Origin of the sequence: Bacillus sp. JJ1773, assembly GCF_036962035.1 — a bacterium.
In the GTDB taxonomy this organism is placed as follows: Bacteria; Bacillota; Bacilli; order Bacillales; family Cytobacillaceae; genus Cytobacillus.
The window spans coordinates 64,016-83,504 of the sequence record NZ_JBALNX010000064.1; the positions used below are offsets into that span (position 1 = coordinate 64,016).

A 19,489-nucleotide genomic window follows, 5' to 3' on the forward strand; every position below is an offset into this window, starting at 1 on the left:
TCCACCAACGTCATTGGCTGCGCCTTAAAAGGCGCAGCTCTTTTTTAATTATTCGCAAGCCTTTTCCTTTATTTTACAAATATTTATTAATTAATTCGACTATTCCATTAATATTGCTTTTTGTATGAGGGATTTTCGGAATGGAATCTAAAAAAGCCTTTCCATATTGGGTTGTAACCAATCTGCGATCAAAAATAAAAATAAACCCCTTGTCGCTTCTCGTTCGAATCAGTCTTCCAAATCCCTGTTTAAAGCGAATAATCGCTTCCGGCAAAGAATAGTCAGAAAATGGATTTCCGCCATTTTGCTTAATTTGTTCACATCTCGCTTCTGTAAAAGGTTCATCCGGCGGTGAAAATGGAAGTCTAACGATGATTAAACACGTTAAATCCTCTCCAGGGATGTCTACACCTTCCCAGAAACTATTCGTTCCTAATAAAATTGCCTTTTCGAACTTTTGAAAATTACGTGTTAACCTCGATCTGCTCCCGCTCGATACGCCTTGGGCAATAATGGCATATTCATTTAAAAATCCAGATTCTTTTATAAGCTCATATGTTTTTTTGAGCATCTCATGAGAGGTAAATAATATGAGCATCCTTCCTTTTGTTGCTTCTGCTATGGAGATAATATGTTCACTAATGGACATTACATATTCATCCAATGAAACAGAATTTACTTCAGGAAGATCATCAGGAATGATGAGCTTTACTTGTTCATGATAATCAAATGGAGATTGAATTTGCTCTGCTGAGCATTCTGTTAATTGCAAGCCCAGTTCATTTAACATATAGTTGAATGAGTTTTTCACCGATAAGGTTGCAGAAGTGATAACAGCTGATTCTTTTTTACTGAAGAATTCTTCCTTTAATAAATGCCCTGCATTAACAGGCTGTGAATAGACGGTAGTAGCATTTTGCATAGATCGAACATCCATGTCGATCCATGTAACATATTCTTCAGATGGATGTAAAAAGATATGTTTAATGGCTTCAGCTATTTCTTTTAATTCTTCTACAACAGAAGCAAGCTCTTCCAATGAGGATTTTTCCCTGGCAGAAAGATTCTCCTTGATTATACTCATGACATTTAATCTTTTCTCTAGCTCTGCAGTAAAATCCTTAATGAGAAATAAAAATCTTTCAGCACTTGCTTGCACCGCTCTGCTTTCATGACTAGAATCATCACCTAAAAAACGGCTGCTAATCCGATTGTACCCTTTTCTGGATTTTGTTTTCTTTTTTGCAAATATGCTTATAATCTTAAATAGCTCATCCATTTCAAAACTAAGTTCTTGTATCATTTGATTCATTTCAAAAGAATGAACTAAGTGCTTCTTCTCAATCTCAGCTTTTTCTAGAACTTGTTCAAGCATAAACAGTAATTGTTTCTGTTCCAAATGCCCAATACGGCTGATCAAAAAACGTGTCTTTAAGTAATCTAAAGAAAAGCCAAAATACTGACCGGACACTTTCACAAAATGATGGCCCTCATCAATGACAATGTGACTATATTCTGGCAAAATCTTATTGTGTGAAACTAAATCACTCAGCAGCAGTGAATGATTCGTAATGATCAGGTCAGCTTTTAAAGCGGATTTTCGGGCCCGCAAATAAAAATCTCTTGAAATCCAAGATTTATTTTGAAGGAATATCGCCTCATCATTTTTGATTTTATTCCAAAATATCATTCCACCACTGGACAAATTTATTTCGTCTATATCCCCAGTATTCGTTTCTGTGAGCCATACAAGAATTTGCATTTTTGTTAAAATAGTGTCGTAATTATCATCTAAATCCTTTAAAGTTTGCTCAAATTTAGCCAAACTTAAATAATGGCTTCTTCCCTTTAGCAATACTGCCTTAACAGGAAATGGAAGCATCTGTTTTAATTTAGGAATATCATTGGAAAGAAGCTGCTCCTGAAGCTGTGTTGTATATGTACTAATCATGACAGTTTGTCTGTTTTCTTTTCCGTAAATAGCAGCAGGAATTAAATAGGCTAATGATTTGCCAACACCTGTGCCTGCCTCAATTAATGCATGTCGTTTATGTTTAAAGGCTTGATATACTGAATCCATCATTTTAAATTGTCCTAAACGAATTTCATAATTTGAAAAAGCCTTTTTGAAGAGCTCTTCTTTCGCTTCTTGCTGTTTAGGATAATTTAGTGTCTCATTGTCATCATCAGTATCTTGTTCATGAAACATTTTCAGTGCAATTCCTTGGTGAATTTCAAGATCGTTTTGTAAAACCTCGACCATTGCTTCTTTTTTCGTAAGAATTGAGTCTATGAGTAAATCTAAATCACTTTTTAATCCGCCAGAAAGCTTATAAATTTGCTTGATCGTGCAAAGTGGCAGCCGTTCTAGCCGGTCCAAAAGGAGAAGCAGAAGCTCAGCAGTTACATAGGCATCGCTGTCAGCCTGATGGGGACGCTCATGATTTAACCCTTCCCTAAAAGCCAATTCTGATAATTGAAAGCTATCTGCAGTTGGCATAAATACTCGAGAAAGCTCTACTGTATCCAAAACTGGTCCATAAAATCCATTGTAGCCAGCTAGAAGGAGCTCCTCCTGTAAGAACGATAAATCAAATAGGACATTATGTGCAACAAAATAAGCATCCTCTAATAAAGTAAGGACTTTTGGTGCTATTTCAGAAAAAACAGGGGCATCCTTTACTGCCTCATCATCTAAACCCGTTAACTCCTCAATGAATGGAGGGATTGACTGTCCTGGGTTCACAAGTGAGGAAAATTCTTCAACTATTTTTCCGTTTTCTATAACAACAGCGGCAAATTGGATCATTTTATCGCCCTTCTTTGGGGCGTTCCCTGTTGTTTCTAAATCGATTACAACATATTTATTACACATACTACACACCTCTAACATTCAGTCAATCAAACGGTACCATAAAAACGGAAAAAGAAAAAGAATTAATGCCATCCATTATATATTTTAGGCCATTTTCATTGTTTTCAAAAGAGTATTGGACAAAAAGGCCGACTCGGTCTTTACCGGTCAGCCTTTTAATAATAAGAAGCATGTTTACATCATGATCGTTTTTTCAGGTTCCTTATTGATTATTTCCTTAATTCTATTATTTTCACCCATTATAGCAACTTTAGGCTGATGAATATAAATTTTTTCCTCAGCAACTAGCGCATAGGAAATAATAATAACAACATCTCCCTCTTGGACAAGTCTAGCTGCAGCACCATTCACACAAATGACACCACTGCCTCTTTCTCCAGGAATGATATACGTCTCAAACCTTGCCCCATTGTTATTATTCACAATTTGTACCTTTTCATTTGGAAGCATTCCAACGGCATCAAGAATATCTGTATCAATTGTAACGCTGCCGACATAGTTTAGATTAGCCTCTGTCACAACTGCTCTATGAATTTTACCATTCATCATGGTGCGGAACATGATGTTTCCCCCTTAAACGAAATGTGGAAGCGCCTTGCCCACCCCCGACAAGCACAAGACGAGCCTCCCGGAAAGGTGTCTTTTCCTTTCTGGGAGGATTGGCTTGTGACCTCGAGGGGGTAGGCGCTGAAACTGGACACTCTTCAAACTTCAAAAAGCTAGATATTATTATAAATGGAATATCAAATTATCAATAAGCCGTGCTTTTGAAAATTTTACTGCTAAGGCAATAATAATGTTGCCTTCTAGCTCCTCAATTTCTTTAAGATTAGGATAAGAGTATATTTCAATATAGTCGATCGTTCCGCTCGTCTTTTCAGAAATCAATTCTTTCATAGACGAAATGATTTGTTGAGAGTCTCTTTCCCCTTCATCGATCATTGCTTTAGCCTCTAATAGACTTTTGTATAGAAATGGTGCTTGCTCTCTTTCTTCTGGAAGCAAATAAACATTTCTTGAGCTCTTAGCTAGCCCATCATGTTCTCTCACAATGTCCACCGGCACAATCTCAATTGGGAAATGGAAATCATTCACAAGTCCCTCCACAACAGCTAGCTGCTGAGCGTCTTTTTTGCCAAAATAAGCTCTATTCGGCTGAACAATATTGAAAAGCTTCGTTAAAACTGTTACAACACCATCAAAATGGCCCGGCCGGGATTGCCCGCATAATACCTCAGTCCGCTCCTTAGCGATTACGGTTGCCGATAAGGGTGCTGGGTACATTTCCTCTGCAGACGGATGGAAAATATAGTCAACGTGATGTTGTTCAGCTAAAGCACTATCACGGTCAAAGTCTCTAGGATATGAGCCTAAATCTTCAGTTACCCCAAATTGAAGCGGATTTACGAAAATACTTAGTACGACTATATCATTTTCTTCTCGAGCATGATCGATTAATGTCAGATGACCTTCATGTAAAAAACCCATTGTTGGGACATAGCCAATTGATTTACCTGACATTTTTTCTCGAATCATTGTTTGCTGCATGTCGCTAATCGTTGTAATGACTTTCATGCTTTCCCTCCGTACAAGCTTAAAAGCTCAGTTTCTTTCATTGAGAAACTATGCTCTTCTCCAGGAAATACTCCTTGTTTCACTTCATCCACATAAGCAGATAGACCTTCCTCTATGACTACATTCACATTTGAATATTTCTTAACAAATTTCGGTACTCTTTCAACACCATAGGAAAGTACATCATGATAGACAAGAACTTGTCCATCTGTTTCAATGCCAGCACCGATTCCTATTGTCGGGATTGTCAGGCATTCGGAAACTTCCTTTGCTAGCTGCTTCGGAACACATTCTAATACAACGGCAAACGCACCAGCATGCTCGCATTTTTTCGCGTCTTCGATCAGCTTACGAGCCGCTTCTGCATTTTTGCCTTGAACCTTATAGCCTCCAAGCACTGCGACAGATTGCGGTGTTAGTCCGAGATGAGCCATGACAGGTATACCAGCCTTTGTTAATGCTTCGATTCCGTCAATCACTTCATCTGCACCTTCAACTTTAACGGCATGTGCCCCTGTTTCTTGAATAATACGCGCACCATTTATAAGTGTGTCGCGAACTGACAGATGATAGCTCATGAATGGCATATCTACGACAATAAAGGTTTCCCCAGCTCCTCTTTTGACAGCCTTTCCATGATGAATCATGTCTTCTAACGTAACAGGGATGGTTGAATCATATCCTAATACAACCATTCCAAGTGAATCACCAACTAAAATCATATCAACCCCGGCTTTTTCCGCTTGCTTAGCAGCCGGAAAATCGTAAGCCGTCAGAACAGCAATCTTCTCACCGTTCTCCTTCATTTTCAAAAAATCAGTCGTTTGCTTCATCCTTATTCCTCCTTTGAATTAAGGAAGAGGGTGAAAAACAAAGATAAAAATCCTTCTGTAAGCAGAAGGATTCCGAATTTCTTTCGTTCTTTATTATGTCTCATCCCTCTGTCCCGGTCCATTATTGGATCTAGGCAGAATATCTTTAATTTTTAGGTGTTTCAAAGAATTTTTCATTGATGACCTAATCATACACGGTGCAGTTCAACTTGAGGATACTGCCCAATCATTTAGCTTACGCTAGACACGTTAATTATAACAAATCAATGATTCATTTGACTAGATAAACTTTTTTATTTAAGTTCAATGTCGGCTGAGTAAATATGGTGGATTTTACTCATTTCATCTTCTATCATAAGAACACCATCTTCAGTAATACCCAATGCCTTTCCTTGAATACTTCCCGTAATCGTTCTGGCTGTTATGACTTTGCCTATACTGATGGCATAACTTTCCCAAAGCAGCTTTATCGGGTAGAAGCCTTTTTCTAGGTATAGAGTATATAAATTCTCCAATTTGCTTAACAGAATTTTTACTAATTCTGCTCTTTGGAGTTTTTTACCGCTTTCGATAGATAGAGAGGTAGCAATAGTATGCAGTTCCTCAGGATAATCTTCCTTTTGCTGATTTACATTAATACCAATTCCAATAATAATGGAAGTGATCCGGTCTGCATCGGCTTGAAGCTCTGTCAATATTCCGGTCACCTTCTTCCCATTGATTAAAATATCATTCGGCCATTTTATTTGTGGAGATAGGTCAGTTAATTCTTCTATTGCTTGAACAACGGCAACCGCAGTTATTAAGGTTAGCTGTGGGGCCTTTGGAGGCGGGAGATTTGGACGCAAAATCACACTCATCCAAATCCCGGTATATTTCGGAGAATGCCATCTCCGGTCCATTCTTCCCCTGCCTAATAACTGCTCCTCGGCGATAATAACTGTACCCTCCGGAGTATCTTCATTTGCTAGACGATGGGCAATTTTTTGTGTGGAGTCAACACTTTCCTCGTAATGTATATTCTTTCCGATAAACTTTGTTAAAAGCCCCAACCTTATTTCATCTGCTGTAATTCTTTCCGGAACCCTTGTTATTCTATATCCCTTCCTGCGAACAGCTTCAAGTTCAAACCCGTCCTTACGCATATCTTCTATATGCTTCCAGACTGCTGTTCTTGAGCATCCTAATAGATCAGCTAAATATTGGCCAGACAAATATTCATCTTCATTTAGTGTAAATGCATCAAGCAGTTTCTTTCTTAACTCCGATTGCACCGTAACAGCCACTCCTTTAACGAATCTTTGCGATTACTGACTTGCTTGTTTAAGACTGCGATCTCAGCCTCAGCTAATTTTTCCTTTATCCAAGGTCCAGGGGTTTTTTGAAACCACTCTTGAAGGTCGGTTCCTGTAACCTGTAATTCACTTCGCTGTTTAATGGGCAATAAATTATAACTAAACAGTAAACTTTCTATATGTACGTTTACATCCTGATTATGTAATACATTATAAATTTTTTCTGTTCCCTCAATGATTTCAGAGCCCCCATCGAACATCGCTTTATTTGTCCAATCGCTTCTTTCTCTAAAATTCAGCCAAAACAATAATTGATTGATTTTTTTTATTTTTTTCACTGGCAGCTTCCAATTTTTCATAAAATCATTAACTTTATGTAAGTCAATCTTAAAAAGAAAGAGTAGCAGCCCCCACATTTCATTAGCTGAAAGTTTGCTGCTATCATACTTTTTAATGCCATTTATCGCTTCGACAAATGGATTCATACCCGGCAAGTGGCTTAAAAGGCCAGTATCAGCTAGTACAAGCAATGCTTGAATTCGATTTTTTCCAGCTAGAAGTTTTTCGAACTCAGCTAGTTTTCTCTCTGTTGAGATATTTGCCAGTAATGAAGCGGATGATTTCAAAGCCTGATAAGTCTTCTCTTCTATTTGAAAGCCTAATTGACTATAGAAACGAACAGCACGCATCATTCTTAAGGCGTCCTCTGAAAAACGATCCTCTGCCCCACCTACTGTTTGTATTATTTTTTCCTTGATAGCCCGCCTGCCATGAAACGGATCAATAAATCGGCCTTCCTTGTCCATGGCAATCGCATTCATCGTAAAATCCCTGCGTTTTAAGTCTTCATCCAATGACCGGATAAATTGAACCTCTGATGGCCTTCTAAAGTCAACATATTCTGCTTCAGTTCGGAAGGTTGTCACTTCATATGGAATCCCATTATATAGGACAACAATAGTTCCATGCTCGATTCCGACATCTATCGTTTTCGGAAAAATAGTTCTAATTTCCTCAGGTGTTGCAGAGGTAGCAATATCGACATCTGCAATCTCCTTATCTAACAAATAATCTCTAACCGATCCTCCGACAAAGTAAGCTTCATAGCCTGACTCTTGAATTTTTGATAAAAGGGGAATGGCTTTTAGAAAAGACTCTTTCAAATTACGTCATCCTCTTTAAGTAGGTTGTAATATATATTCTCATATTGAGTGACAATAAGTTCTGAGCGAAAGTTATGGTACGCTGTATTAATGGCCTCTCTGGAAAACCGTTGATGCAGTTCTTCATTAGATAGCAAATGGATGCCTTTTTCTGCAATTGCCGGAATATCGCCAAGTTCGCATAAATAGCCATTTTTCTCATTAGCTATCACTTCAGGAATACCGCCGATATTTGTCCCAATACAAGGTACTCCACAAGCCATTGCTTCGAGAGCAACTAAACCAAAGCTTTCCTTTTCGGAAAGCAACAGCATTAAATCACTAATTGAGTATAGCTCTTCAAGATTATCTTGTTTACCTAATAATAGTACTTTATCATTAATACCTAATTTATTTACAAGACTGCAAACGACAGTCATTTCAGGCCCATCTCCGACAAGAAGCAGCTTGGCAGGCAGCTTTTCTGCAATTAGAGCAAAAGCTTTTACTACATCCTGAACTCTTTTCACCCCGCGGAAATTTGAAACATGGATAATAACCTTTTCTTCTTTTTTTATTCCGTATTCCTTCCGTAAATAGGAAGAATCCATTAAACGATATACACGCTCATCAATAAAGTTGTAAACGACTTCAATCTTTTTTTCAGGTTTGATTACATCGTATGTTTGCGAAGTTAAGGAGTTTGATACTGCCGTAACGGCATCAGATTTTTCTATTCCAAAACGGATTGCCCCCGTTAAAGATTGATCATAGCCAAGAACTGTAATATCTGTCCCGTGTAAAGTGGTAACAATTTTAATATCCTGTTCACACATTTGCTTGGCAAGTATGGCACATACAGCATGCGGAATCGCATAATGGACATGGAGCAAATCAAGATTTTCCCGTTTTATAACTTCAGCCATCTTACTGGCAAGGGCAATATCATATGGGGGATACTGAAAAACGGAATATTGATTTACTTCTACTTGATGATAATAAATATTTGAATGCATTCTATTTAATCGGAACGGAAGGCTCGAGGAAATGAAATGAATTTCATGACCCCTTTCAGCAAGCTTTTTCCCTAATTCAGTAGCTATAGCTCCAGATCCGCCTACTGTCGGATAACAGGTTATCCCTATTTTTAATTTTGTTTTCATTCGTTTTCACCAAATAAATCTAGATTTATAATGACTGGCTTTTTGCGTTTGAACCCTTCAGCATAGGCTACTTCAACTTCTTTACCGAAAAGTCTTTCTCTTGCTTCAATCGTTTCAATATACCCATTTACAAGCGGAGTGTTGAAGGTCCCCGCATTTTTTACAAACTGGCTTTTATATGCTTGTAGGCTTTCAATTTTTTTATCCATATAATTTGATACATCAATGACAAAATCTGGTTCATGAAACCCATTAATCATATAAAAGTACAGGTTTTTAACCCGATGCGGGCCAAAATCCTCTTCAGAAGAATAGTTTCGTATTCCAGCAGAAAAGACCGCCTCCTCTACAAGACGGGCACATTGTCCATGATCAGGGTGCCGATCATGATAATAAGGTGCAAAAACAAGGGAAGGGCGATATTTGCGAATAACTGCTACCATTTTCTTTATATATTCTGGTTTAGGAAATAGCCCTCTATCAGGCAGACCGAGATTCTCCCTTATGCTAACGCCTAACACCTCTGCTGCTTTTTGGGCTTCTATCTTTCGTGTTTCGACCGTTCCATTCGATGATAGCTCCGCATTCGTTAGATCACAAATACCTATAGTTTTTCCTATATTTACGAATTTTCCAATGGATGCACCCATGCCGATTTCAACATCATCAGCATGTGCACCAAATGCAAGAATATCAAGCTTTATATCAGACATCCTTACCACCGCTTTTTCCATATACAATATTTCTCCAAGATAAGTCCCCGCGCTCAAGCCCTTTAATTATAATTTCTGCAGTCCCCATATTTGTTGCGAGTGGTACAGAGTATACATCGCATAAACGAATTAATGCTGTCACATCTGGCTCATGGGGCTGTGCTGTTAAAGGATCTCTGAAGAATATCACAATATCCATTTTATTATTGGCTACAAATGCACCGATTTCCTGATCTCCACCGTAGGGGCCTGATTGAAATCGATGAACGTTTAAGCCTGTTTCATTGATTATTCTTAAACCAGTAGTTCCTGTGGCGAAAAGAGTATGCTCGGCTAAAATGTCTTTATACGCCGTTACAAAGCCAACAAGCGCATCCTTTTTCTTATCATGTGCAATTAAAGCAATATTCATCTTATCGCCCCTTTCTATTCCAAAATATTTTCTAGACCGTATACTAATGTATCAATTTTCAACACGGTATCTACCGCATGTTTAACCCCCGACATAAAGGAGGCACGATTATAAGAGTCATGCCGGATTGTTAAGGTTTGTCCTTCTGAGCCGAACATCACTTGCTGATGGGCAATTAAGCCAGGCAATCTAACTGAATGAATATGCATCCCTTCAAAATCTGCTCCTCTTGCACCAGAGATTGTTTCCTTTTCATCCGGATGCCCTTGTTTTTTTGGCTGCCTAACCTCCGCAATCATTTCTGCCGTTTTTACCGCTGTTCCAGAAGGAGCATCCAGCTTTTGATCATGGTGGAGTTCGATAATTTCTACATCATTAAAATATCTTCCAGCCATTTGGGCAAACTTCATCATTAAAATAGCACCAATGGCAAAATTAGGTGCAATGATACAACCAAGTTCCTTTTCACTGCAAAGAGATTCAAGCTCACTTAGATTCTCTTTCGTAAAGCCAGTTGTTCCGACAACCGGTCTAACCCCATGCGTCAAAGCTGTTTTTGCATGTAGCATACCAAATTCAGGTGTAGTTAAATCGATTAGGACATCTGCATCAATTTCCTGGAAGCATTGAGACATATCCGTGTAAATTGGAATATCTATTCCAGTGAAGCCATCAAATTCACTGAGCAAGCCTCCTCCATTCTTATGATCAACTACTGCCACTAGCTGATAACGATCAGTTTGCTGAACAAGCTGAACGGCTTCCCTTCCCATTCTACCTCTTGCACCTGCAATCACAATATTGATTTTTTCCATTTTATTTATCCCCCTGCTCTTCAATTCTAGTCCAGCGGTCTTTATCGCGGGTATTAAATTTATTCATAATTTGATTATGTGCTGTCTCAAGATCGATATTTAATGAATTGGCTAAGCAAATGAGGACAAACAACATATCTCCCATTTCCTCTTCAATTGCTTTTTCCGCTTCAGTAGCTTTTTTCGGTTTCTCACCGTATTGATGATTGATCTCTCTTGCAAGTTCGCCTAGTTCCTCTGTTAGTCTTGCCAGCATGGCTAGAGGACTAAAATACCCTTCTTTAAATTGGCCTATGTATGCATCTACTTCTTCTTGTAGATCTTTCATTGTTTTTTCTTGCACTCTTTATTTCATCCCTTCTTCTGTTAAAAGGTAAACCTACTATTTCCCTTCTTTCATGTTAGCTAAACGATAGTTCTTTTACAAATATTTTTTATTAAATAATAGGTGGATACGTTTGTTCTAGTTTCCAAACACACTTGACTTTATCCTTAATAAACGGGCACAATAATTCATGTAGGAAATTGGAAGCGGAGGATTTTATGTGAAATTGAAAAATATTCTTTTTATCTTGTTTGGATCTGCCATCTTTTCTTTCGGCATCGTTCATTTTAATATGCAAAATAATTTATCTGAAGGGGGCTTTACTGGTATTACCCTTCTTTTATATTTCCTGTTTAAATGGGATCCTTCGTATACGAATTTGTTGTTAAATATTCCGTTATTTTTTCTAGGCTGGAAATTACTCGGGAAAAACTCATTCCTATATACAATTCTCGGTACTGTCAGCGTCTCGGTATTTTTATGGATATTTCAGCGTAATCAAATACATATGCCGCTCAATGAAGACTTAACACTTGCAGCATTATTTGCTGGTGTTTTTATCGGTATTGGCCTTGGAACTATATTCCGCTTTGGTGGAACCACTGGCGGAGTTGATATTATTGCAAGATTAGTGAACAAGTATGCAGGCATTAGCATGGGAAGAACGATGTTCATATTTGACGCCGTCGTGATTACGCTATCTTTAATTTTTTATTTATCCTATCAAGAAGCGATGTATACACTTGTTGCTGTATTTGTCGGAGCAAGGGTGATTGATTTCATGCAGGAAGGCTCATATTCTGCAAGAGGAGCAATGATTATTTCCGATTTAAATGATGAAATAGCCAACAAGATCATGATAGAAATGGAACGAGGCGTAACAGTCCTTAGGGGATATGGGTCATTTACTAAAAAGGATCGAGAAGTCTTATATTGTGTTGTCGGGAAGAATGAAATTGTCCGGTTAAAAAATGTCATTAACTCAGTGGATCCACATGCCTTTGTTTCGGTCACAGTTGTCCACGATGTACTTGGAGAAGGATTCACATTAGACGAAAACAAAAAGCCAATCGAACATTAAGACAAGACTAAAACCAGCCAACAGGCTGGTTTTAATCTTGTCTTTGCATTCCTGTATAAATAAGAATTAAGCGAAGTAATTCTAACACGGCAACAGCAGCTGCTGCTACATAGGTGAGTGCTGCCGCATTAAGCACCTTTCTCGTCTCCCTTTCCTCATCGTTTCTGATGATCCCTAGTGATACGATTTGATCCATAGCACGGTTGGATGCATTAAATTCAACTGGAAGAGTGACAAGCTGGAAGACTACAGCTGACGCCATAAAAATAATACCAAGTAACACAAATCCGCTTAAACCTGCAAAGAAACCGATCATAATCAGGATCCAAGAAAAATTGGAACCGATATTTGCGACTGGCACAAGCGTATGGCGGAAACGTAAAGGTGCATAATTTTGCTGATCCTGTATGGCATGACCGACTTCATGAGCTGCAATTGCCGCAGCGGCTACGGAGTGACCATGGAAATTTGCAGTTGACAGCCTTACTGTTTTGGAACGGGGATCATAATGGTCTGTTAAATGACCTCTTACTTCCTCAACACCGACATGGAATAATCCATTAGTGTCAAGAATTCTTCTTGCAACTTCCGCACCTCTCATATGTGATGAGGCTGGGACTTTTGAATATTTAGTATAGGAGCCTTTCACTCTCATTTGCGCCCATAGCGGAATCAAAATAATGATAGCAAAGTATATAAGGTACCCCCCCATTGCTATCCCTCCTTATTCAGCTTTCTCTAGATGCAGTATTAAAAATTGGTACTTGAAAGAATGACACTCCACAAAGTTAATGAAGCCTCTCTATATTATTGTATTTTTGCTGAAAGATGGCGTCAATCTTTTTGCCTCCTGGAAAGTGACTTTTCCTTCTCCTTTTCCTGATTTCCCTTATATTTTCTCCATCCAACGTAGGATAATGTAAGAATAATAATGCTTCCTGTTGAAATGATTACCCACCATAAGGAAGGATCTGCTTCGTCTTCTGTCATTTCATCAAATAATAGCTGTAAATCCGCTTCTAATGCTTCAAGCTCCATTTGGCTGGCTGTTTCAGTTAAAACTTGAGGCCTATATTTATCAATAAAATCTATTTTTGCATCTAATCTTTGTATGTGGTCTCTATCCACATTTATTTTTATACTAGGATAAATCATGTCATACAAAGATAAAAATGTATTCAATGTCGTATGAAATTGTTGTTTATCACCAGCATACACAGCTTCCTTAACTTCTGCAAAAACAGTCATAATGGGTGATTCCATTTCAGTCCATAATGGTTGATATGGAGAAGTTATGGCATCCATGACAAGCCTAAACTTCGTAACACGGTTAATTTTCTCTTCATGATTCATGGTGGCATTGGCAGCAGCCTGCACAGCCTCATCATGTGAAATGGTTAAGATTCTCAATTCATCCGCAGTGAAAGATCTTTCCTTTCCAGTAACAGAAACAAATTGTTCAGAAAAATAATCTAGAAGCCTTTTGGCATCTTCGTATCGATGAAGCTTAACCATCTGCAATGCTTCATCGGATAATTGATCCAATCTATCTACAGGTGAGGTTTCGTTTGCGATAACTGATATAGGCAATAATAGAAAACATATAATGACTGTAACAATAATCCTAGCTTTCATTCTTGTCCCCCCTCAAATTACTATTAAATATCTATGAGAGATGGGACAAGGTTATACCTATTCAATAAGAATTCAAATTTAAGATAAATCGATTTTTTCTTAAGGTTAAAAAAGCAGTGATACCTAATGAAAACATGCTAAGCCAAAATGTAAAATAACCAATTTGCGGCGTGTATAAGTCCAAAATAGGGTAACGGGGAAGCATAAAAAACACATAATCTATTACATCATTATGTAATGTCCAAATCCCCGTAACAACTAAATGCCAAGTTTTAATACGATAAAATGGAGCGTACAGTACACCTTGGACAGCCATCGCACCATGTGAAAGTATAAGCATAAGTGCAACCAAATCCAATTCTCCTGTTACATTGAAAACTAATAAGTTCATGACTACGGCCCATACCCCATATTTAATGAGCGTTACAATAGCCAATGCTTCAAAAAGGGGCCAGTTTTTCCCCAGTAAAAAAGCAATTAATACGAAGACAAAAAACAAGCTTGCAGTTGGACTGTCTGGAACGAAAGGCAAGAAAATGGGCGGTGTCTCAACTAGCTGCCATTTATACCAAATATAACCGTATACAGTTCCTGCAAAATTCACTATGAATAACAGCCACAGTACAGCTCGATGTGCTAGGATAGGATAAATCCACTTCATGAAGGTCCTCTTTTCTTTATATGGTTTGTATTATATTGACTATTTTACCATATACATTAAATATAGTTAGATTCAAAACATTTAACATCATCAAAAAAAGCTGACGCAAAACGTCAGCTTTTTCCAGTTATTTACTTGTTAAACCTGAAATATATTCAGCAAGTACTTTTAATTCTTCATCCGTTCCTTTAAACATACCTGGAGGCATGCTTCCTTTACCATTTACCGCAATATCAGAAATTTCTTCAGGAGTTAAGCCAGTGTCGATAAGAGCAGGTGACCCTGCACCACCTGTAAGTTCAGCTCCGTGACATGACAAGCAATTGTTTGCTTCAAGAAATTTATAGCCTTCTGCTTCAGTATCAATGTCAACTTCTGCTACGATTTTCCCTTGGTTTGCAGCAGCTTCCCAGTCATGAGTAGCTACAGACTGCCAAGTTAAAAATGTAATACCTGCGATAGCTAAAAGCATAAATCCAGTTGCTAATGGTCGTTTAGATGGTCTGCGTTCTGGACCACGGTCAATAAATGGCGCTAATAGTAACGCCCCAAATGCTAGACCTGGAATAATAAACGCACCTACCGCATTGTATGGTCCAGATGCATAAGTATATTTAAGCAATTGGTATAAGAATAAGAAATACCAGTCTGGAAGCGGGATATAAGCTGTATCACTCGGATCAGCTATTTTTTCTAACGGTGGTTCATGTGCAATTGTTAAACATAAAAATCCGATTAAGAAAACAGCACCAACCATCCATTCCTTTAATAGGAAGTTAGGCCAGAACGCCTCTGTTTTTCCAGGGTATTCCGAGTAATCTTTCGGAATATTCGGTTTACGTTCAGCAGGAACACGAGAGTCACCTACGAATTTCATACCTTTACCACGATGCATTGGGCGATTCCCCCTCCTTTTTCAATATTATCGTAATTGTATTTTTACAACGGACCTGAAATACCTTGTTTACGAATCATTACAAAGTGTGCTGCCATTAACCCGAATAAGGCTGCAGGCAAGAAGAATACGTGAATCGCGAAGAATCGGGTAATCGTTTGAGCACCGACAATATCCGGATCCCCTGCAATTAGCGTTTTTAATTGCATACCAATCAGTGGTGTTGATTCAATAATTTGCATTGTAACTTTTGTTGCAAATAATGCTTTCATATCCCAAGGCAATAGATAACCAGTTAATCCAAGTGCTAGCATAACGAAGAAAATAAGTACACCAACAACCCAGTTTAACTCACGAGGCTTCTTATAAGCACCTTGGAAGAAAACACGAAGCGTATGTAAGAACATCATTACAATGACTAAGCTTGCACCCCAGTGATGCATTCCACGGACAATTTGTCCAAAAGCAACATGGTTTTGCAAGTAATAAACAGATTCCCATGCATTTTTAATATCTGGAACATAATACATAGTTAAGAACATTCCAGATAAGATTTGGATAACAGTAACGAAGAACGTTAATCCGCCAAAGCAGTATACGAACGCAGAGAAGTGATGTGCAGGGTTTACGTGCTCAGGAACTTCATGGTCCGCGATGTCGCGCCATAAAGGCGTAATATCTAAACGTTCATCTACCCAATCATAAATTTTGTTTAACAATCATTACGCCCCCTTTGGCTTGGCTTTTCCTAAGTGAAGGAAGCCGTCTTTTTCGATGAAAGGATATACGTCAAGCGGTGCTATTGGCGGAGTTCCAGGAACGTTTGTACCATCTTTAGTATAAAGACCGCCATGACATGGACAGTAGAAGTGATTCTGATTGGATTTATCAGTATTCCAGTCAACTACACACCCTAAATGTTTACATACAGGCGATAAAGCTACAATTTCACCTTTTTCGTCTTTGTAAACCCATGCTGTACCTGTTACATCTGAAGTATACCATGCATCCTGCTGTTCAAATGTATAGTCAACCCTAGTTGGAACATCGGTAATTTCGGCAACTTTTTGTTTAGTTGGAATGAAATCACCTTCAGCTTTTGCTTGCAATACTGGATCAATTGCGAAACGAACCATAGGCATTAACATACCTGCAGCCATGAAACCGCCTACACCAGTTAGAGTATAGCTAAGGAATTGACGTCTTGATACACGATTTTTGCTCATACTTTTCCCCCCTCTATTATGAAGTTAAGTCCAACGGACAAAGTTCAACACAATATAAAACTAGGACATAACCATGATATATCAATCTTCTTTGAAGGTCAATATAATCCTTTGGTAAAAACATGTAGACTCTGTGACAGATTTAAATAATATTAAAAATAGTTACATTTTTAAAATAAAGGAGTATAATTATTATCTCGAATTTGTCTACACAGAAATACATTAATAGACGAATACCGTCAATTGGATATTTAAAAATACATAGTTTTTATTTTTCCGAATGGGAGGGAGTTTTGAGACCTTCTTAACGACCTTCGTATTCATTTTTCCGACTGGAAGGGAGTTTTGAACCCTTCTTAACGAGCTTCGTCTTCATTTTTTCGACTAAAGGGAGTAATAACCCTTAATAACAACCTTCATCATTTAGCATTTTGCCATTTTTGCATAAACAGAGTTAATAGCTGTTTAACTTGATCCTCCAGTATAGAATTTCGATTTCGCTCATCCATATGTTCAAGTGGAATGGATGGAAGCCAAATTAAACTTCCATTTAGCCGATCTTCAATTCCTTTCCAGCTGCTGTCAGAGGTGACGTGAAAAACATGCTTAAAACCATTTGCAAATAATTCATTCTCCCAAACCTTTACATCCTCGCCAAGCTTGTCCATTGTTGCTGATTTAAGATAAGAAAATCCCGTCAACATCATAACCCTTCCCCTAAACTGTCTTTCTAGCTGAACACTTAGTAAGGAAATAAACTCACTCATCGAAGCTGATTGTTTCATATCATTGCCGAGGGAAACAGGAAGCAATGGCAATACTGCTGTATCCACATACTCTTTTGACTGAAGAAACTTATCAATATCCTGAGAAATCCACTTCATCCAACTCACTCCATATTTCTAATTTATCCTATTTATCTTAACACTATTATGAAATTGCGACAAAAAAATAAAAGCCTGCTAATAATAGCAAGCAAGGATTAAGACTTTAATTTATTTAGTTTTTCAGTTAATTGGATGAAAGCGGACTCGTCTTGACTGTCCAAAGCCTCATCAATTTTCCTTAGAAGGGTCTCTCTTTGAAATTTCTTTATGCTGTCGCAAAGAAACTTTTCAGCAACCATTTTATCCTTCTCACTAATTTCCATTTTATTCGGTAAAAATGGGTTTTCCTCCAAAACAGCTGCATATTGATGGGCTTTATTGGAAGCGTGGAAATTTAGCTGGATAAAGATATCCTCATCACGATTAAGCCGTATGTCATGAAAAGATTTCTCTGCATCAGTCGTCATGACATTTTCCTTGTAGAAACGAAACGGGACTTCGTCAACACAATGAGTTGACATTATTAATCCTTTCGGACAATACTGTGCATGCTCAACAAAATGAACTTTTTCCATTAACTGATCATGGCTCATTAAGTAGTTAAGAATCCATACACATTCCCGTCTCTTTAATTGATAATGGTTTAGAAACCAGCGAATAAAATCTTTTTTCTCGTTGACAGATACAGGGGCTGACATATTCGATTCCCTCCTCTGCTATTACAAAATTAATAAGCCCATTTCACTTTTTTCATTGATCCAAGAGTCTTTGTAGTATTTCCTGATATTCAATGATGCCTGGCTCAAGTTTTACTAATTTACTAAAAACTTCGGCAGCTTCAGTGCTTTTTCCTTCCTCAATTAAAAAATTTCCGTAATCTATTAGAAAATCCGGCTCTTCCTTAAAGAAAGTATATGCACGATTGTATTTGTTTAATGCCAATGAATATTCTTCAAGCTGGTGATGGGCTAAGGCTGAATCCCAAATAAGCTGCGGCTCCTCTTCCTCAAAATCACTTAACAATTCCGTAATTTCCAAAACATCTTTATTTCTTTCCTGCCTAAGAAAAAGCTTTGTTAAGCTGGCCCCTGCTTCAATATATTCTGGGTCAAGTGCAAGCGCCTCTCTTAATAAATTTTCTGCTTCCTGTTCCTTGCCTAACTTTAGCGCAAGTTTACCGCCATATAAATAAAGCTCTTTATTATATTCATCATATTGAATTCCCATCTTAATCGCATTAAAGCTGTCTTCTAATTCCTCTTCACGCTCGTAAGCCTTGGAAAGATTGATATATAAGGAATGATATTCGGGATCAAGCTCCTTTAATTCATTAAACTTTTCGATGGCCGTTCTATTATATCCTGCTTGCAGTGCAGTAAATGCATAGCTAAACAGTGTATTAATTTCAAGTTTATCCTCCATAGCTTTTTCGTAGTAAGGCAAAGACTCCTCGAATGCTCCTCCCACGCTAAGAACCTCTGCTAGCCTCTGATTAACATTCACACCTGCAATGATTTCATCTGTATTAAGAACTTGTCTATAGATTTTTGCAGCTTCGAGAAATCTGCCTTGTTCTCCGTAAAGTTCGCCAAGTGCAAAATCAACAATTACCTCTTTAGGCAAAATGGACTTTGCTTTTAACAGCTTTTGTTCACTCACCTCATATAAACCTTCCATTTGATAAAGATCAGCAAGCAGCAATAGCGATTGCGGGAAACTTGGATCTTCCTCTTGTACTTTCTCTAAAACGAGTATTGCTTCATCCTCTTCTCCAAGATCAATATGAGTTTCTGCTAAAAGGACAAGCAATTCTCCCTCTTCCGGATAAGATTCAAGCAGTCTTTCGAATATTTTTTTTGCTTCCTCCAGAAATCCGTAGTGAAGTAATTCCTCACCTAGAACATATCTTTCTTCATGAGATCCATTTAATAAAATTCTCTTATAATGGGTCAACGCTTCTTCATGTTGACCGTTTTCAAGCAATTTAATAATTTCATTTATTTTCTCCATAGTAAG

Annotated in this window: 21 protein-coding genes; 1 reads left to right on the forward strand and 20 read right to left on the reverse strand. The window is 37.9% G+C overall.

What is annotated here, in order from left to right; genetic code table 11:
• Positions 1-73 precede the first annotated feature (73 nt).
• From dinG to V7127_RS18920, 11 genes are all read right to left on the reverse strand, one after another.
• Complete coding sequence (dinG, locus tag V7127_RS18870) at positions 74-2,875, reverse strand: ATP-dependent DNA helicase DinG (protein ID WP_335488574.1); 2,802 nt, start codon at positions 2,873-2,875, stop codon at positions 74-76.
• A gap of 174 nt (positions 2,876-3,049) precedes the next feature.
• Positions 3,050-3,436 carry an aspartate 1-decarboxylase gene (panD, locus tag V7127_RS18875; protein ID WP_335345580.1) on the reverse strand — a complete coding sequence of 129 codons (387 nt, stop codon included), beginning with the start codon at positions 3,434-3,436 and terminating at the stop codon, positions 3,050-3,052.
• Between the two features lie 168 nt (positions 3,437-3,604).
• Entirely contained in the window at positions 3,605-4,450 is an 846-nt protein-coding gene (panC, locus tag V7127_RS18880) for a pantoate--beta-alanine ligase (protein WP_335488578.1), read from the reverse strand.
• On the reverse strand, positions 4,447-5,283 hold the full coding sequence (gene panB, locus V7127_RS18885; RefSeq protein ID WP_335488581.1) for a 3-methyl-2-oxobutanoate hydroxymethyltransferase: 837 nt from the start codon (positions 5,281-5,283) through the stop codon (positions 4,447-4,449). The genes panC and panB overlap by 4 nt, the downstream gene beginning before the upstream one ends.
• A gap of 293 nt (positions 5,284-5,576) precedes the next feature.
• Positions 5,577-6,557, reverse strand: coding sequence for a biotin--[acetyl-CoA-carboxylase] ligase (locus tag V7127_RS18890; protein ID WP_335354262.1), 981 nt, complete (start codon positions 6,555-6,557; stop codon positions 5,577-5,579).
• Positions 6,542-7,741 (reverse strand): CCA tRNA nucleotidyltransferase, encoded by a 1,200-nt coding sequence (locus V7127_RS18895; protein WP_335345584.1) that lies wholly within the window; start codon positions 7,739-7,741, stop codon positions 6,542-6,544. Before V7127_RS18895 ends, V7127_RS18890 begins: the two co-directional genes overlap by 16 nt.
• On the reverse strand, positions 7,738-8,883 hold the full coding sequence (bshA, locus tag V7127_RS18900; RefSeq protein ID WP_335354261.1) for an N-acetyl-alpha-D-glucosaminyl L-malate synthase BshA: 1,146 nt from the start codon (positions 8,881-8,883) through the stop codon (positions 7,738-7,740). Before bshA ends, V7127_RS18895 begins: the two co-directional genes overlap by 4 nt.
• Entirely contained in the window at positions 8,880-9,617 is a 738-nt protein-coding gene (bshB1, locus tag V7127_RS18905) for a bacillithiol biosynthesis deacetylase BshB1 (protein WP_438824036.1), read from the reverse strand. The genes bshA and bshB1 overlap by 4 nt, the downstream gene beginning before the upstream one ends.
• Positions 9,589-10,008, reverse strand: coding sequence for a methylglyoxal synthase (mgsA, locus tag V7127_RS18910; RefSeq protein WP_335345586.1), 420 nt, complete (start codon positions 10,006-10,008; stop codon positions 9,589-9,591). Before mgsA ends, bshB1 begins: the two co-directional genes overlap by 29 nt.
• 14 nt (positions 10,009-10,022) lie before the next feature.
• Complete coding sequence (dapB, locus tag V7127_RS18915) at positions 10,023-10,823, reverse strand: 4-hydroxy-tetrahydrodipicolinate reductase (RefSeq protein WP_335488584.1); 801 nt, start codon at positions 10,821-10,823, stop codon at positions 10,023-10,025.
• A 1-nt stretch (position 10,824) separates the two neighbouring features.
• Entirely contained in the window at positions 10,825-11,166 is a 342-nt protein-coding gene (locus V7127_RS18920) for a nucleotide pyrophosphohydrolase (protein ID WP_335345588.1), read from the reverse strand.
• A 202-nt stretch (positions 11,167-11,368) separates the two neighbouring features.
• Between V7127_RS18920 and V7127_RS18925 the strand changes: the two genes are divergently transcribed.
• Positions 11,369-12,229, forward strand: a complete 861-nt coding sequence (locus V7127_RS18925; protein ID WP_335345589.1) for a YitT family protein — start codon at positions 11,369-11,371, stop codon at positions 12,227-12,229.
• Positions 12,230-12,260: 31 nt separating this feature from the next.
• On the opposite strand, the gene V7127_RS18930 is transcribed toward V7127_RS18925, so the two are convergent.
• From V7127_RS18930 to V7127_RS18970, 9 genes are all read right to left on the reverse strand, one after another.
• Complete coding sequence (locus tag V7127_RS18930; protein WP_335345590.1) at positions 12,261-12,941, reverse strand: zinc metallopeptidase; 681 nt, start codon at positions 12,939-12,941, stop codon at positions 12,261-12,263.
• A 122-nt stretch (positions 12,942-13,063) separates the two neighbouring features.
• Positions 13,064-13,864, reverse strand: a complete 801-nt coding sequence (gene ypjB, locus V7127_RS18935) for a sporulation protein YpjB (RefSeq protein ID WP_335488587.1) — start codon at positions 13,862-13,864, stop codon at positions 13,064-13,066.
• 61 nt (positions 13,865-13,925) lie between these two features.
• Positions 13,926-14,525 carry a DUF1405 domain-containing protein gene (locus tag V7127_RS18940; RefSeq protein ID WP_335488589.1) on the reverse strand — a complete coding sequence of 200 codons (600 nt, stop codon included), beginning with the start codon at positions 14,523-14,525 and terminating at the stop codon, positions 13,926-13,928.
• A gap of 127 nt (positions 14,526-14,652) precedes the next feature.
• Complete coding sequence (locus V7127_RS18945) at positions 14,653-15,420, reverse strand: menaquinol-cytochrome c reductase cytochrome b/c subunit (RefSeq protein ID WP_335345593.1); 768 nt, start codon at positions 15,418-15,420, stop codon at positions 14,653-14,655.
• 44 nt (positions 15,421-15,464) lie between these two features.
• A complete protein-coding gene (gene qcrB / locus V7127_RS18950) occupies positions 15,465-16,139 on the reverse strand; it encodes a menaquinol-cytochrome c reductase cytochrome b subunit (protein ID WP_335345594.1) in 675 nt (224 codons plus the stop codon).
• A gap of 3 nt (positions 16,140-16,142) precedes the next feature.
• Complete coding sequence (locus tag V7127_RS18955; protein WP_335345595.1) at positions 16,143-16,646, reverse strand: ubiquinol-cytochrome c reductase iron-sulfur subunit; 504 nt, start codon at positions 16,644-16,646, stop codon at positions 16,143-16,145.
• 419 nt (positions 16,647-17,065) lie between these two features.
• The gene (locus V7127_RS18960; RefSeq protein WP_335347339.1) at positions 17,066-17,530 is read right to left on the reverse strand and encodes a YpiF family protein; all 465 of its coding nucleotides are present in this window, start codon (positions 17,528-17,530) and stop codon (positions 17,066-17,068) included.
• Between the two features lie 98 nt (positions 17,531-17,628).
• Positions 17,629-18,171, reverse strand: a complete 543-nt coding sequence (locus V7127_RS18965; RefSeq protein WP_335488591.1) for a ReoY family proteolytic degradation factor — start codon at positions 18,169-18,171, stop codon at positions 17,629-17,631.
• Positions 18,172-18,223: 52 nt separating this feature from the next.
• Positions 18,224-19,483 carry a tetratricopeptide repeat protein gene (locus V7127_RS18970; protein WP_335347341.1) on the reverse strand — a complete coding sequence of 420 codons (1,260 nt, stop codon included), beginning with the start codon at positions 19,481-19,483 and terminating at the stop codon, positions 18,224-18,226.
• Between the last annotated feature and the right edge of the window lie 6 nt (positions 19,484-19,489).